Source organism: Azospirillum sp. SYSU D00513, from assembly GCF_017356015.1.
Taxonomy (GTDB): Bacteria; Pseudomonadota; Alphaproteobacteria; order Azospirillales; family Azospirillaceae; genus Azospirillum.
Window position 1 is genome coordinate 88,769 of the sequence record NZ_JAFIQV010000007.1, and the last position, 13,305, is coordinate 102,073.

The window sequence follows — 13,305 nt, forward strand, 5'->3', positions numbered from 1 at the left end:
CCATGAGCGCAAGTCGGGTTCGGCGCACGGTGGCCGGCGTCCTTTCCGTCGGCGTTGCCGGTGCCGGCCTGCTCGCGGCCGGCGCCGCCACGCTGGACGCGCTGTTCCCGCCGCCGCTCGACCGGCTGCACGACCTGTCCGTCACGGTGACGGACAGGTCCGGCGATCCCCTGCGCGTCTTCCTGAACCGTTCCGGGGCCTGGCGCCTGCCCGCGGGGGCCGAGGCGGTGGACCCGCTGTTCCTCGGCCTGCTGACCGCCTACGAGGACCGGCGCTTTTCTCAGCATCCGGGCGTCGATCCGGCGGCCATGGCCCGCGCGGCGGTCCAGAACCTCGCCGCCGGGCGGGTGGTATCCGGCGCGTCCACCTTGTCCATGCAGGTGGCCCGCCTGCTGGAGCCGCGCCCGCGCACATTCTCGGCCAAGCTGGTCGAGACCGCGCGCGCTCTGCAACTCGAATGGCGCTATGGCAAGCCGGGCGTGCTGGGCATGTACCTGACGCTGGCCCCCTACGGTGGCAACGTCGAGGGCATCCGGGCCGCCTCCCTGACCCTGTTCGGCAAGCCGCCGCGCGAGCTTACCGTCGGGGAGGCGGCGCTGCTGGTGGCCTTGCCCCAAGCGCCCTCCCTGCTGCGGCCCGACCGCGCGGCGGAACGGGCGCGGGCGGCGCGTGACAAGGTGCTGGACCGCGCCGTGGCGGCGGGTGTCCTCGCCCCCCGCGCCGCCGAGGAGGCGAAGACGGAGCCCGTACCCTCCGCCCGCCTCGCCCTGCCCTCCAGCGCTCCACATCTCGCCCGGACGGTGAAGGCCCGCCACCCGGCGGAGACCGTGGTCGCGACGACGCTGGACGGCTACCTCCAGCGCGGGCTGGAGGATCTCGCCCGGCGGGAACGGGAAACGCTGCACGAGCGAGCTGGCCTCGCCATCCTCGTCATCGACAACCGGACCCGCGCGGTGCTGGCCTATGTCGGCAGCCCCGATGCGCTGGACGAGCGGCGCCAGGGTCCCATCGACATGGTGCGGGCGGTGCGCTCGCCGGGCTCGGCACTGAAGCCCTTCATCTATGGGCTCGGCTTCGACGACGGGGTGATCCATCCGCTGACCCAGGTGGCCGACGTCTCGACCCGCTTCGGCGACTACGCCCCGCGCAACTTCGACCGTGGCTTCAGCGGGGAGCTGACGATCCGGGAGGCCCTGCAGCGCTCGCTCAACGTGCCGGCGGTCCTGGTGCTCGACCGCGTCGGCCCGGTCCGCTTCGCCGACGCGTTGCGGCGGGCGGGGGCGCGGCTCGTTCTGCCGGCCGGCGCCTCGCAGCCCGGCCTGCCGGTGGCGCTGGGCGGCGCGTCCATCAGCCTGTGGGACATGGCCGGCCTCTACGCCGGCCTCGCGCGCGGCGGTCTGACGGCGCCGCTGCGGGTCGAGCCGGACGCCCCCGCCGGCATTGAGAGCCGGCTGCTCTCCGCCGCCGCCGCGCAGCAGGTCCGCGCGATCCTGGAGGGCACCGCCCCGCCAGCCGGCGTGGTGCAGGACCCCGCCTTCCAGTCCGCCAGCCCAATCGCGTTGAAGACAGGGACCAGCTACGGCTTCCGCGACGCCTGGGCTTTCGGGGTGACGGAGCGTTACACGGTCGGCGTCTGGGTCGGCCGCCCGGACGGCACGCCCAGCCCCGACCGTTTTGGCCGCAACACGGCGGCCCCGCTGCTCTACCGCGTCTTCGACCGGCTGCCGCGCGACCGCGGCCGCCCCGCCGGCCCGCTGGCGGCGGACGCCACGCCCCCGGCCCTGCTCGGCCGCCTGTCCGCCGGGGAGGCCGCCGGACAGCCTGTGGCTGCGGCCCGCGGCCTGGACAAGCCGCGCCTGGTTTTCCCCTCTGACCGCATGGTGCTGGAAGCGCTCGCCCTGGACGGGACCGAACCGCTGAAGCTGTCGGCCTCGGGTGGCCGGCGCCCCCTGTCCTGGCTGGTGAACGGCCGCCGCGTCGCCATCTCCCCCATCCGGCGCGACGCCGAATGGCGCCCAGACGGGCCGGGCACGGTGCGCATCACGGTCGTGGACGCGGATGGCCGGAGTGACAGCGCGACGGTGGAGATCCGGTGAGGTTTGGCGTTAGTTGTGCTTGTGTCGCTGATGACGGTGGAAGAACACGCCCCGTCTGCCTCCCGTCCAGTCCCTCGTTGGTGGGGCATCACTGGTATCGACGGTGTCGTCCAGCATGGCTTCCAGGGCGTCGAGTTCGATCCGCAAATCAGGCGTCAGCGGGTCGGAGTTTCCGAGCATCGTCATGCGATCGACCCTCTCGGGCCAGATGTTGGTGTTCGGTGAACCTTCGGTCCCGTTTTCACGCATGGGCGCTAACTTTGAGAGTCGACCGACGAGACCGAGCATCCGACCACCCTTCCAGCGTCATCCCCGCGGACGCGGGGATCCAGAGTTTCCAAAAGGTTCGCTGCTGGAAGGGACTGGATTCCCGCTTTCGCGGGAATGACGAAAAGGGATTGCGCGGGCTTCGGTCGAGCGGACGAACATGCAGAAGTTAACGCCCATGCGCTTTCGCGGAGGTGACGGCTGAGTCGCTATTTTCAAAGGAAGCGATCAACCAAGCAGCGAAAAAGGGCGCGGAACACGCCCGCGCCCTTCATCACTTCCGCCGAGATCTTCAGCCGTCGCCCTTACGCACGGCCCGGCGTGAAGGAGGGCGGGTCGCTGGCCGGGAAGGATTCCTGGGAGGCTTCGTCCACCAGTTCCTTCTCGTCCGGCTCGTTGTAGATGTCGCCGGGGTGACGCGAGTACATGTCGCGGCCGTCCTCCACGTCCTCGTTCGGGATGGCGGCGTGGTCGCTGCGGCTTTCGAGGAAGCCGTAGGCCGGGCAATAGCCGGTCAGGCCGCGGGCGACCAGCGCGCCGCCGGCCAGCGCCAGGGCGGCGCCGCCCACGGTCGGGCGGCGCATGCCGAGCACGGCCAGGATCCCGCCGCCGACGAGCGACACCAACCGCTCGGTGTGGCCGACATTGATGATCCGGCCCGGTTCGTTCCTGTGTTCGGTGATTGCCATGCTGTCCTCCTCGGTTCCGGTATCCGCCGGTCGGCATTTGCTGCTGCATGAACAGCACGGCCAAGCCGGAGGTTCCAACGGGGGTCCGGAACCTTGGAGGGAAGCCGCGATTACTGCGGCCGCGCCGCCGGCAGCCCGCCGCGCTCCACGATGAAGTCCTGCACCGCCGACAGCCCGTCGCCGCGCTTCACGTTCGTGAAGACGAAGGGGCGCTGGCCGCGCATCTTGCGGGAATCGCGGTCCATGACCTCCAGGCTGGCGCCGACCAGCGGGGCGAGGTCCGTCTTGTTGATCACCAGCAGGTCGGAGCGGGTGATGCCCGGCCCGCCCTTGCGCGGGATCTTGTCGCCGGCCGACACGTCGATGACGTAGATCGTGATGTCCGCCAGCTCCGGCGAGAAGGTCGCGGCGAGGTTGTCGCCGCCCGATTCGATGAAGATCAGGTCGAGGCCGGGAAACCGCGCCGTCATCTCCTCGACGGCGGCGAGGTTCATGGAGGCATCCTCGCGGATCGCCGTGTGCGGGCAGCCGCCCGTCTCCACCCCCATGATGCGCGACGGATCGAGCGCGCCGGAGCGGGTCAGGAACTCCGCGTCTTCCTTGGTGTAGATGTCGTTGGTGATGGCGGCGACGTTCCAGCCGTCGCGCATGCTCTTGCAAAGCGCGTCCACCAGCGCGGTCTTGCCGGAGCCCACCGGCCCGCCGATGCCCACCCGCAGGGGGCCGCCATGGCCCTTCGAAATCGCGTTGCTCATGAGCGGAACAGCCTCGTGTACTGGGTTTCGTGAATCATGGAGGTCCAATCGACGGCCATCGCCCGGCTGCCGAGATCATCGAGCGGGGTCGCCAGCGCCGTGTCCGCGCAATCCTGCACCAGGGCATCGAGCGCCGCCAAGGCCCTCTGCCCGTCCGTCTGGCCGAGCGGCACGAGGCGCACCCCGGCCGAGACGAGGTTCGCCGCGAAGGCGTGCAGGTAGGCGGCCAGCGCCGGCCCCTCCGCCACCCCGATCAGGGCCGAGGCGAGCCCAACCGCCACGGAATAGGCCGCCGGCCGGCCGGTCGCCTTCAGCACGGTGTCCCAGCGTTCCAGCCCGTCCATCGGCCAGGAGGAGCGGATCGCCAACAGGAAGGCCTGCCCCTGCGACCGGCTTTCCAGCGCGGTCTCCGAGGAGGCGCGCATCGCGTCCGCCCGCTCCACCGCCCAGGCGAAGCCCGCCTCGTCCCCCGCCAGCACGGCGCGGTGAGCCGCCGCGAACAGCATCCCGTCGGTGCGGCCGGCTCCGTGCCGCAGGATGCCGTCCATCCAGCGCACGAGGCTGTCGCGATCGCGGACCAGCCCCTGCTCCACGGCCATCTCGATTCCGTGGCTGTAGGAGAAGCCGCCGACCGGAAAGGAGGGCGACAGCCAGGCGAGGAGCTTGGTGAGCTGGTGGGTGGAAACGGCATGTTCCCTCTCCCCCCTGCGGAGAGGGTTAGGGTGAGGGGGTCCGGCATTTGCCGAACTTTCCCGTCCCCCTGCATCCCCCTCACCCCGACCCTCTCCCCGGAGGGGAGAGGGAGATGGAGCGTCAGTCATGGGAGTGCCCGTGATCATGATGATGGTCATGGTTGTGGTCATGATCATGGCCGTGCGAGTGCCCGTGCCCATGGCCGCCCTGCCCGGCATAGGCGCCGCCCTCCGGGGCGAAGGGCGCGTGGACGTGCCGCACCTCGGCACCGAGGCCGCGCAGCATGTCCTCGATCACATGGTCGCGGCGCAGCCGGATGGTGTCGCCGACGAACTGGACCGGCAGGTGGCGGTTGCCGAGATGCCAGGCGATGCGGGCGAACTTCTCTGGACCCTCGGTGCAGCGGGCCTCCATCAGTTCCTCGTCGGCGGCGCGGACCAGCAGGTAGCCGCCCTCCTCCAACTCCAGCCCATCGCCGTCGCCGATCGGCATGGCGCGGGCGAGGTCGAGCAGGAAGGGCGCGCCCGCGTCGTCGGTCATCCGCATGCGGCGGCGGAAGCGGTCGTCGAAGGCGAGCGTGACGGTGGCGGTCGCCAGGGCCTCCGGCCAGTGCCCGTGGGGGTGTACCTGGATGGCGCGGCGCAGGGATTCGGTCATGGGGACAAGGTCTCGAAAGGGGTCGGCCGGCCGAAGAAACGTCCCGCGAGCGCGCCGACCGGTTCCGCCGCCCCCGTGGTGAAGAAGCGCGGCTCCACCGGACGCCCCAGCCGCTCGGGCGCGTATTCCGGGTGCCGCTCCAGGTAATGCTCCAAGGATTTGGCGGTCAGGGACGGCTGGCACAGCACCTCCACCCCCGGCGGCAGCGCCTCGGCGAAGAGGTGCGCCACCAGCGGGTAGTGGGTGCAGCCCAGCACCACCGCGTCCAGCGGCTCGCCGCCGAGCTGGTCGGTCAGTTCGGCGGCGTAGCGGCGCACCGACGGTGCCATCTCCGCGTCCGACGCGCCCCGCTCGATGAAGGGGACGAGGTCCGGGCAGGCCTGCTGCACGACCCGCACGTCGGGCGCGCGCTTGCCGATTTCCCTTGGGAAGGAGCCGGAGGACACCGTCGCCCTGGTCGCGAAGATGCCGACGGTGCGCGGCTCCGGCGGGCGGTCGCTTGGCGGCGCCTCGGTCATCCAGGGCACGCGCGTGATCGCCTCGACCATCGGCACCAGCACGCCAAGCACGTTGCGCCCGGGCCAGGCCGTCGGCAGCCAGGTCTGCTGCATGCGCCGCAGGGCCACCGCCGCCGCCGTGTTGCAGGCGATCACGACCAGCCGGCATCCCTGGCCGAACAGCCGGTCCATCCCCGCCACGGTCAGGCGGTAGATCTCCTCCTCGTCGCGCGGCCCGTAGGGGGCCGACGCGTGGTCGCCGAGATAGACGAAGGGGCGGTCCGGGGCCGCCTCCACCAGGGCGCGCAGAACCGTCAGACCGCCATGCCCGGAATCGAAAACGCCGATCACAACAATGAACCTTTCACCGACCGGGCACTCCCGCCCCCGGCCCTTTGGCCGTCAGAACAGGAAGTACCGCTGTGCCATGGGCAGCACGTCGGCGGGCTCGCAGGTGAGGAGCTGCCCGTCGGCGCGCACCTCGTAGGTTTCCGGATCCACCTCGATGTTTGGTGTGGAATCGTTGTGAATCATCTGTTTCTTGCCGACCGAGCGCACGTCGCGCACGGCGATCAGCTCCCGGTTCAGCCCCAGCCCCTTGAAGCTCTCCCGCTCCAGCGACAGGCCGCTGACGAAGGTGACGGAGCTGGCCTGGAGCGAGCGGCCGAAGGCGCCGAACATGTGGCGGTAATGGACGGGCTGCGGCGTCGGGATCGAGGCGTTGGGATCGCCCATCAGCGCCGCCGCGATGGTGCCGGACTTCAGCACCATGTCCGGCTTCACGCCGAAGAAGGCCGGCGACCAGATCACGAGGTCGGCCAGCTTGCCAACCTCCAGCGAGCCGACGACATGGGCAACGCCGTGCGAGAGCGCCGGGTTGATCGTGTATTTGGCGATGTAGCGCTTCACGCGGAAATTGTCGTTGTCGCCGCGCTCCTCCGGCAGTCGGCCGCGCTGGACCTTCATCTTGTGCGCGGTCTGCCAGGTGCGGATGATCACCTCGCCCAGCCGGCCCATGGCCTGGCTGTCGGAGCTGATCATGGAGAAGACGCCGAGGTCGTGGAGGATGTCCTCCGCCGCGATGGTCTCGCGCCGGATGCGGCTTTCGGCGAAGGCGACGTCCTCGGGGATGCGCGGGCTCAGGTGATGGCAGACCATGAGCATGTCGAGATGCTCGTCCACCGTGTTCACCGTGAAGGGCCGCGTCGGGTTGGTGGAGCTGGGCAGCACGTTGGGCAGGCCGGCCACCTTGATGATGTCCGGCGCGTGGCCGCCGCCCGCCCCTTCCGTGTGGAAGGCGTGGATGTTGCGGCCCTTGAAGGCGGCGATGGTGTTCTCGACGAAGCCGGACTCGTTCAGCGTGTCGGTGTGGATCGCCACCTGGATGTCGTGCAGTTCGGCGACGGTCAGGCAGGTGTCGATGGCCTCGGGCGTGGTGCCCCAGTCCTCGTGCAGCTTCATGCCGCAGACGCCGGCCACGATCTGCTCGATCAGCGCGTCCTGGCGGCTGGCGTTGCCCTTGCCGAAGAAGCCCAGATTCATGGGCAGCCCCTCGGCCGCCTGCATCATGCGGGCGATGTGCCAGGCGCCGGGCGTGCAGGTGGTGGCCGAGGTGCCGGCCGCCGGCCCCGTGCCGCCGCCCAGCATGGTGGTGACGCCGCTGTAGAGCGCCTCGTCCACCTGCTGCGGGCAGATGAAATGGATGTGGGCGTCGATGCCGCCGGCCGTGACGATCTTGTTCTCGCCCGCGATCACCTCGGTGCCCGGCCCGACCACGATGGTGACGCCCGGCTGGACGTCCGGGTTGCCGGCCTTGCCGATGGCGGCGATGCGGCCGTCGCGGATGCCGATGTCGGCCTTGACGATGCCCCAATGGTCGATGATCAGCGCGTTGGTGATGACGGTGTCCACCGCCCCGTCCTGGCGCGAGACCTGGCTCTGCCCCATGCCGTCGCGGATCACCTTGCCGCCGCCGAACTTCACCTCCTCGCCGTAGGTGGTGAAGTCCTTCTCCACCTCGACGATCAGCTCGGTGTCGGCCAGCCGTAGCCGGTCGCCCACGGTCGGGCCGTAGAGAGCCGCGTATTCGGCCCGGTCGATGCGATGCGCCATGTCCTGCCCCCAAAATGCCTTGCGGTCCGGCCCGTCAGAGGGCGCCGTTCACCTTACCGTTGAAGCCGATCACCACCCGCGCGCCGCCATAGGCGACGAGCCGCACGGTGCGCGTCTGGCCCGGCTCGAAGCGCACCGCCGTGCCGGCGGGAATGTCCAGCCGGAAGCCCCGCGCCTTTTCGCGGTCGAAGCTGAGCGCGCCGTTGGTCTCGTAGAAATGATAGTGCGAGCCGACCTGGATGGGCCGGTCGCCGGCGTTGGAGACGTCGAGTTCGACCGTGGGCCGGCCGGCGTTCAGTTCGATCTCGCCCGCGGCGGGGAAGAGTTCACCCGGTTTCATGTCGGTCCCCTCAGCGGATCGGCTGGTGGACAGTGACGAGCTTCGTCCCGTCCGGGAAGGTGGCTTCCACCTGGATCTCGTGGATCATCTCGGCGATGCCGTCCATGACCTGGTCGCGGGTGATGACCGTGGCGCCGTCGCGCATCAGCTCCGCCACCGTGCGGCCGTCGCGGGCACCCTCGACCACGAAGTCGGTGATCAGCGCCACCGCCTCCGGGTGGTTCAGCTTCACGCCTCGCTCCAGCCGCCGGCGCGCCACGATGGCGGCCATGGCGACGAGAAGCTTGTCCTTCTCGCGCGGTGTCAGGTTCATGGGGCTCGTCTCCGCCTCTTCCCTTCAGGTCGGCCGGGATTATGCCACGGCGTGGCGGCCCGCCAACCCTTCACGTTGATTCCGAACGCCTTTCCGGGCGCCACTACATTTCCCACAGCCGCGGCAGCCGGCGCGGCAGCCCCGCCGCCGCCGCCCGCAACAGGGACCAGAGCGACGCATAGGCGCGGCGCACCGCCACCGCGTCGCCGCCCAGGATGCGGACCACCAGCAGCCCGTCGAAGGCCGTCACGGCGGCGCGCACGCCGGGCAGGGCCGCCGTGGCCTCCCGCGCCATCTCCAATTGGGCCGCCGCGTCCGGGCCGGCGTGCAGCAGCGTGGCGCAGGCCCCCGCCCCGGCGAAGGCGGCGGGGTGCGCCAAGGCTTCCGCGATGTCGCCGTCCAGATGCAAGGCGTCCGCCCAGACCAGCCGCCCGTCGCGCGCCACCTCCCAGGCGTCGCGGACGAGGCCGTAGCTCACCGTTTCGCCGAAGGCCGCGCGGCCGAAGACCAGCATCTCCCCCGCGATCAGCCGGGCGCCGCCCTCCAGCTCCAGCCGGGTCAGGCGGCGCAGGCGGGAGCCCTCGAAGACGATGGCCTCCTGCGGCATCCATTCCAGCCAAGCGCCGTCCTCCACCCGCACCCGCGTGTCGATCCGGCAGTCGGGACCGGCGGAGCGGTAGACCTTCTCCGCCGCCTGACTGGTCACCAGCGCCGCCGCCCCCGGCCCGGCCGACAGCTCCACGTCCATGCGGTCGCCGCCGACCATGCCGCCCGACGTGGTGACCAGCACCGCCACCGGCAGGTCGCCCGCGCGCGGGTCGGGCAGCAGCACCCGCAGGGGGTCGTGGTGGTAGAGCGTCGCCAGCCGGGTCGCCCCGTGCCGGTGCTCGAACCGCACCGTGGCCGCGCCATGGACGGCGACCTTCTTCGTCAGCACCGCAGTCATGCCCGAATCGTTCCTGTCCTCTCCCGCCGCCGTCAGCTTCCGGCGGCGAACTCCGTCTTGCGGGTCGCCCAGCCGGTCAGCCGGCCCTCAATGGCGGCGAACAGGAAGTACATGATCACGCCCATCGCCGCGATGACAATCAGCCCGGCGAAGACCAGCGGGATCTGGAAACGGGAGGAGGCCTGGAGCATCAGGTAGCCGATCCCCTCGTTCGAGGCGACTGTCTCCGCGATGACCGAGCCGACGAAGGCGAGCGTCACCGCCACCTTCAGCGAGGCGAAGAAGTAGGGCAGCGAGCGCGGCAGCCCGACCTTGCGCAGGATGTCGATCCGGCTGGCGCCCAGCGACCGCAGCACGTCCTCCAGCTCCGGCTCCAGCGTGGCGAGGCCGGTGGCGACGTTCACCGCGATGGGGAAGAAGCTGATCATGAAGGCGGTCAGGATCGCCGGGATGGTGCCGATGCCGAACCAGACCACCAGCACCGGCACGACGGCGACCTTGGGGATCGCGTTGAAGCCGATCAGCACGGGGTAGAGACCGTGATAGACCAGCGGCGAGGAGCCGACCGCCAGCCCGAGCAGCACGCCCCCCGCCACCGCCAGCGCGAATCCGGCGAGCGTGGTGAGGAGCGTGTAGCTGGAATGCTGCCAGAGCGGCCCGGCGAACTCCCACATGGTGGCGAACACGACCGTGGGGCGCGGCAGCACGAATTCCGGCACGGCGAAGCCGACGCAGGCCAGCTCCCAGATCAGGAAGATGCCGATCACGACCAGCCAGGGCATGACCTGCTGAAGAGTGCGGTCCCTGGTCATGCCCCGCCCTCCGCAACGCCGCCGACCGGCTGGCCCTGCCGCACGCGGCTGATCTCGTCGCGCAGGGTGTGGACGAGCGCGCCGAACTCCGGCGTGAAGGTGGTCTCCAGCGTGCGCGGGCGCGGCAGCTCGATGCGGTGGACGGAGACCACGCGGCCCGGCCGGGCCGACATCACATAGACCACGTCGGCGAGATACACCGCCTCCCGCAGGTCGTGGGTGACGAGGATGCCCGTGAATCTGCGCTCCATCCAGACCTGCTGGAGGACATCCCACAGCTCCTCCCGCGTGAAGGCGTCGAGCGCGCCAAAGGGCTCGTCGAGCATCAGAAGCTTCGGCCCGTGGATCAGCGACCGGCACAGCGATGCCCGCTGCTGCATGCCGCCGGAGAGCTGCCAGGGGAATCGCTCCTCGAAGCCGGCGAGCCCGACCTGGGCGAGCAGCCTCTTCGCCTCCGCCTCGTAAGCCGCGCGCTCCCGCCGCAGGCGGGAGCGGTGCGGCTGGACGATCTCCAGGGGCAGCATCAGGTTGTCGAGCGTCGTCCGCCAGGGCAGCAGCGTCGGATTCTGAAAGGCCATGCCGCAGATCTTCAGCGGGCCTCCGACCTCCTGCCCGTCCACGATCACCCCGCCCCGCGTCGGCCGCATCAGGCCGGTGACGAGCTTCATCAGGGTGGATTTGCCGCAACCGGACGGGCCGACGACGGCGGCGAACTCGCCCTCCCCGACCCGCAGGCTCAGCCCGTCCACCGCCAGCGTCCCGCCGCCATAAGCCAGGGCGACGCGGTCCAGTTCCACGAAGGGGCGCACCATTCCTCCAACTCTCTTCCCGGCCCAACTTCCTTCTGACGGACCGGCCCTTACGGCAGTGTCCGCTCGGACAGGGGCGGCAGGTAGGCGTCCGTGTAGACGTCGGCGGTCTTCACGTCCTTGGGGAAGGCATAGGTCTCCTTCAGGATGTCGATGGCCTTCTGGAAGCGGGCGGCGTCCACGGTGGCGAGGCCATTGGCCTTGGCCTCCGGGCTCAGCATCAGCTCGTTGAAGGCGAGCTGCATGCGCGCCAGCTCGATCTTCGGGTCAATCAGGGAATCACGCTTCTTCAAGGCGTCGATGGCGGCCTGCGGCTCCTTCACCGCCTCGATGTGGGCGCGCAGCGTCGCCCGGACGAAGCCGGCCATCGCCTTCGGATTGGCTTCCGCGAACTTGCGGGTGGTCATGATGGCGTTGGAGTAGAGCGCCACGCCCTGGTCGCGGTAGCGCAGGGTGACGATGTCGCCCTCGGGGATGCCCGCGGCCTTCAGCGAGAAGATGCCCGTCGTCAGAAAGCCGCTGATCGCCTTCACCTGTCCCTGCGCCAGCATCGTCTCGCGCAGCTGCGGGGTCACGGTCTGCCAGGACACCTTGGACGCGTCGATGCCCGCGGCCTTGGCGAAAGCCGGGAAGAGCTGGCGGGCGCTGTCGGTCTCGGGCGCCGCCAGGGTCTGGCCTTCCAGCTCCTTGGGCGAGGAAATGCCCGCCTTCTTCGTGGAAAGGATGGCGAGCGGCGAGGCGTCGTACAGCACCGCCACGGCCACGAGGTCGGCGCCCTTCTCGGCCACGAAACGGATCATCGGGTTGATGTCGCCGAAGCCGACGTCGTAGGTGCCGGCGGCCAGCCGCGGCGGCACGGCGCCGGAGCCCTCGCCCCGGTCAATGGTGACGTCCAGCCCCTCGGCCTTGTAGTAGCCGCGCTCCAGCGCCAGCAGGAAGGGCGCCTGCGGCCCCTGGAAGGCCCAATCCAGCGTCACCTTGATGGCCGTGTCGGCCCGGGCCGGACCGGCGAAGCCGGCGGCCGCCGCCAGCGCCGCGCCGGCCAGGAGGGCGGTGCCGAAGCAGCGGCGGGTCAGGGCGGAAATCCGGAACGGGGTGCGGGGCATCGGCGGGCGAACTCCTGTCGTTTGGGACCGGCGGGCACAGGGGCGCCGCCGGACGGACCCCGGCAAAAGCAAACGGCGTACCAGACCAGCCGTGACGGGGTCTGAGCAGCGGCGGCGCGGTTTGTTCGCCCAATTTTTGAGCATTTCTGGCGTGACCAGCCTCCAATGCGGGCAGACGCTGCCCGATCCTTGCTGATCCTTTGAAACTGTTCACGGGATGCCCGCGTTGACAGCGCCGCCCGCCCTCCGGATCATTCCAGGGCCGACCACCGCACGGGTTCCCGCATGACCGCCGCCCTGACCCTTGCCGAACTGAACGCCATGGACCGCGACGCCTTCGTCGGGGCGCTCGGCGGTATTTTCGAACATTCCCCCTGGGTGGCGGAGGCGGCTTGGCCCGACCGGCCCTTCGCGAGCATCGGCGACCTGCACGCACGCATGCTGACGGCCCTGTCGGACGCTGGCACGGACGCCCAGCTGGCCCTGCTGCGCGCGCACCCGGAACTGGCCGGGGCCGCCATGCGGCGGAAGCTGCTGACCACGCACTCCACGGACGAACAGTCCGGGGCGGGCCTGACGGCGCTCGCCGAGGCGGAGGCCCGGCGTTTCGACGAACTGAACGGCGAGTATAGGGAGCGTTTCGGCTTCCCCTTCATCGTGGCGGTGAAGGAGCACACGAAGGACAGCATCCTCACCGCCTTCGAACGCCGCCTCCGCAGCACGGCGGAGGTGGAGATGCGCACCGCGCTCGGCGAGGTCGCCAAGATCACCCGCTTCCGGCTCGACGCACTGATCGCCTCCTGAACCCTTCCCGCCATCCGGAGACCCCGCCATGGGCCGCCTGACCACCCACGTCCTCGACACCGCCAACGGCCGCCCCGCCGCCGGCCTGACCATCGAGCTTTACGCGCTGGAGCCCGGCGGCGCGCGGCGCCACCTGAAGTCCATCGCCACCAACGCCGACGGCCGCGCCGATGCCCCCCTGCTGGAGGGCGAGGCCTTCAAAACGGGGACCTATGAATTGGTCTTCCAGGCCGGCGACTATTTCCGCGCGCTCGGCACGGCCCTGCCCGACCCGGCCTTCATCGACGTGGTCCCCTTGCGCTTCGGCATCGCCGACGCCAGCGCCCACTACCACGTCCCGCTGCTGGTTAGCCCTTACAGCTATTCGACCTACCGGGGGAGCTGAAGGGAAAGCTCTCAAATGTCGCAA

The 13,305-nt window shown here is 70.4% G+C and carries 16 protein-coding genes; 3 read left to right on the forward strand and 13 right to left on the reverse strand.

The window, feature by feature from the left end; all coding sequences use genetic code 11:
* Window positions 1-2: 2 nt before the first annotated feature.
* Window positions 3-2,096, forward strand: a complete 2,094-nt coding sequence (pbpC, locus tag JUB11_RS07395) for a penicillin-binding protein 1C (protein ID WP_207457852.1) — start codon at window positions 3-5, stop codon at window positions 2,094-2,096.
* Window positions 2,097-2,105: 9 nt separating this feature from the next.
* Here pbpC and JUB11_RS07400 read toward each other — a convergent pair whose 3' ends face one another.
* From JUB11_RS07400 to JUB11_RS07460, 13 genes are all read right to left on the reverse strand, one after another.
* A complete protein-coding gene (locus tag JUB11_RS07400; protein ID WP_207457854.1) occupies window positions 2,106-2,384 on the reverse strand; it encodes a hypothetical protein in 279 nt (92 codons plus the stop codon).
* Between the two features lie 284 nt (window positions 2,385-2,668).
* Window positions 2,669-3,052, reverse strand: a complete 384-nt coding sequence (locus JUB11_RS07405) for a DUF2892 domain-containing protein (RefSeq protein ID WP_207457856.1) — start codon at window positions 3,050-3,052, stop codon at window positions 2,669-2,671.
* Window positions 3,053-3,162: 110 nt separating this feature from the next.
* Window positions 3,163-3,807 (reverse strand): urease accessory protein UreG, encoded by a 645-nt coding sequence (gene ureG / locus JUB11_RS07410; protein ID WP_207457858.1) that lies wholly within the window; start codon window positions 3,805-3,807, stop codon window positions 3,163-3,165.
* Window positions 3,804-4,406 carry an urease accessory UreF family protein gene (locus JUB11_RS07415; RefSeq protein WP_247886910.1) on the reverse strand — a complete coding sequence of 201 codons (603 nt, stop codon included), beginning with the start codon at window positions 4,404-4,406 and terminating at the stop codon, window positions 3,804-3,806. The genes ureG and JUB11_RS07415 overlap by 4 nt, the downstream gene beginning before the upstream one ends.
* A gap of 214 nt (window positions 4,407-4,620) precedes the next feature.
* Complete coding sequence (locus JUB11_RS07420) at window positions 4,621-5,157, reverse strand: urease accessory protein UreE (protein ID WP_207457862.1); 537 nt, start codon at window positions 5,155-5,157, stop codon at window positions 4,621-4,623.
* The gene (gene murI / locus JUB11_RS07425) at window positions 5,154-6,005 is read right to left on the reverse strand and encodes a glutamate racemase (protein ID WP_207457864.1); all 852 of its coding nucleotides are present in this window, start codon (window positions 6,003-6,005) and stop codon (window positions 5,154-5,156) included. Before murI ends, JUB11_RS07420 begins: the two co-directional genes overlap by 4 nt.
* Before the next feature lie 51 nt (window positions 6,006-6,056).
* Window positions 6,057-7,766: an urease subunit alpha gene (gene ureC, locus JUB11_RS07430; protein WP_207457866.1), complete on the reverse strand. Its 1,710-nt coding sequence runs from the start codon at window positions 7,764-7,766 to the stop codon at window positions 6,057-6,059.
* 34 nt (window positions 7,767-7,800) lie between these two features.
* On the reverse strand, window positions 7,801-8,106 hold the full coding sequence (locus tag JUB11_RS07435) for an urease subunit beta (RefSeq protein ID WP_207457873.1): 306 nt from the start codon (window positions 8,104-8,106) through the stop codon (window positions 7,801-7,803).
* Between the two features lie 10 nt (window positions 8,107-8,116).
* On the reverse strand, window positions 8,117-8,419 hold the full coding sequence (locus JUB11_RS07440; RefSeq protein WP_207457875.1) for an urease subunit gamma: 303 nt from the start codon (window positions 8,417-8,419) through the stop codon (window positions 8,117-8,119).
* Between the two features lie 103 nt (window positions 8,420-8,522).
* Window positions 8,523-9,365, reverse strand: a complete 843-nt coding sequence (locus JUB11_RS07445; RefSeq protein WP_207457878.1) for an urease accessory protein UreD — start codon at window positions 9,363-9,365, stop codon at window positions 8,523-8,525.
* A 32-nt stretch (window positions 9,366-9,397) separates the two neighbouring features.
* Window positions 9,398-10,177 (reverse strand): ABC transporter permease, encoded by a 780-nt coding sequence (locus JUB11_RS07450; protein ID WP_207457880.1) that lies wholly within the window; start codon window positions 10,175-10,177, stop codon window positions 9,398-9,400.
* Window positions 10,174-10,989 carry an ABC transporter ATP-binding protein gene (locus tag JUB11_RS07455; protein WP_211112455.1) on the reverse strand — a complete coding sequence of 272 codons (816 nt, stop codon included), beginning with the start codon at window positions 10,987-10,989 and terminating at the stop codon, window positions 10,174-10,176. The genes JUB11_RS07450 and JUB11_RS07455 overlap by 4 nt, the downstream gene beginning before the upstream one ends.
* A 47-nt stretch (window positions 10,990-11,036) precedes the next feature.
* The gene (locus JUB11_RS07460) at window positions 11,037-12,092 is read right to left on the reverse strand and encodes an ABC transporter substrate-binding protein (RefSeq protein WP_207457882.1); all 1,056 of its coding nucleotides are present in this window, start codon (window positions 12,090-12,092) and stop codon (window positions 11,037-11,039) included.
* Between the two features lie 285 nt (window positions 12,093-12,377).
* Here JUB11_RS07460 and uraD point away from each other — a divergent pair, with 285 nt between their 5' ends.
* Both uraD and uraH read left to right on the forward strand, forming a co-directional pair.
* Window positions 12,378-12,896 carry a 2-oxo-4-hydroxy-4-carboxy-5-ureidoimidazoline decarboxylase gene (uraD, locus tag JUB11_RS07465; RefSeq protein WP_207457884.1) on the forward strand — a complete coding sequence of 173 codons (519 nt, stop codon included), beginning with the start codon at window positions 12,378-12,380 and terminating at the stop codon, window positions 12,894-12,896.
* A gap of 28 nt (window positions 12,897-12,924) precedes the next feature.
* Window positions 12,925-13,281, forward strand: a complete 357-nt coding sequence (uraH, locus tag JUB11_RS07470; RefSeq protein ID WP_207457893.1) for a hydroxyisourate hydrolase — start codon at window positions 12,925-12,927, stop codon at window positions 13,279-13,281.
* The last annotated feature ends 24 nt before the right edge of the window (window positions 13,282-13,305 follow it).

Excerpts from the sequence above, each read along its gene's own strand:
- JUB11_RS07420 (WP_207457862.1), bottom strand. The coding sequence starts at position 5,157 with ATGACCGAATCCCTGCGCCGCGCCATCCAGGTACACCCCCACGGGCAC.
- JUB11_RS07455 (WP_211112455.1), bottom strand. The coding sequence starts at position 10,989 with ATGGTGCGCCCCTTCGTGGAACTGGACCGCGTCGCCCTGGCTTATGGC.
- JUB11_RS07445 (WP_207457878.1), bottom strand. The coding sequence starts at position 9,365 with ATGACTGCGGTGCTGACGAAGAAGGTCGCCGTCCATGGCGCGGCCACG.
- JUB11_RS07415 (WP_247886910.1), bottom strand. The coding sequence starts at position 4,406 with ATGGCCGTGGAGCAGGGGCTGGTCCGCGATCGCGACAGCCTCGTGCGC.
- JUB11_RS07435 (WP_207457873.1), bottom strand. The coding sequence starts at position 8,106 with ATGAAACCGGGTGAACTCTTCCCCGCCGCGGGCGAGATCGAACTGAAC.
- JUB11_RS07450 (WP_207457880.1), bottom strand. The coding sequence starts at position 10,177 with ATGACCAGGGACCGCACTCTTCAGCAGGTCATGCCCTGGCTGGTCGTG.
- uraD (WP_207457884.1), top strand. The coding sequence starts at position 12,378 with ATGACCGCCGCCCTGACCCTTGCCGAACTGAACGCCATGGACCGCGAC.
- JUB11_RS07400 (WP_207457854.1), bottom strand. The coding sequence starts at position 2,384 with ATGCTCGGTCTCGTCGGTCGACTCTCAAAGTTAGCGCCCATGCGTGAA.
- ureC (WP_207457866.1), bottom strand. The coding sequence starts at position 7,766 with ATGGCGCATCGCATCGACCGGGCCGAATACGCGGCTCTCTACGGCCCG.
- JUB11_RS07460 (WP_207457882.1), bottom strand. The coding sequence starts at position 12,092 with ATGCCCCGCACCCCGTTCCGGATTTCCGCCCTGACCCGCCGCTGCTTC.
- uraH (WP_207457893.1), top strand. The coding sequence starts at position 12,925 with ATGGGCCGCCTGACCACCCACGTCCTCGACACCGCCAACGGCCGCCCC.
- ureG (WP_207457858.1), bottom strand. The coding sequence starts at position 3,807 with ATGAGCAACGCGATTTCGAAGGGCCATGGCGGCCCCCTGCGGGTGGGC.
- pbpC (WP_207457852.1), top strand. The coding sequence starts at position 3 with ATGAGCGCAAGTCGGGTTCGGCGCACGGTGGCCGGCGTCCTTTCCGTC.
- JUB11_RS07440 (WP_207457875.1), bottom strand. The coding sequence starts at position 8,419 with ATGAACCTGACACCGCGCGAGAAGGACAAGCTTCTCGTCGCCATGGCC.
- JUB11_RS07405 (WP_207457856.1), bottom strand. The coding sequence starts at position 3,052 with ATGGCAATCACCGAACACAGGAACGAACCGGGCCGGATCATCAATGTC.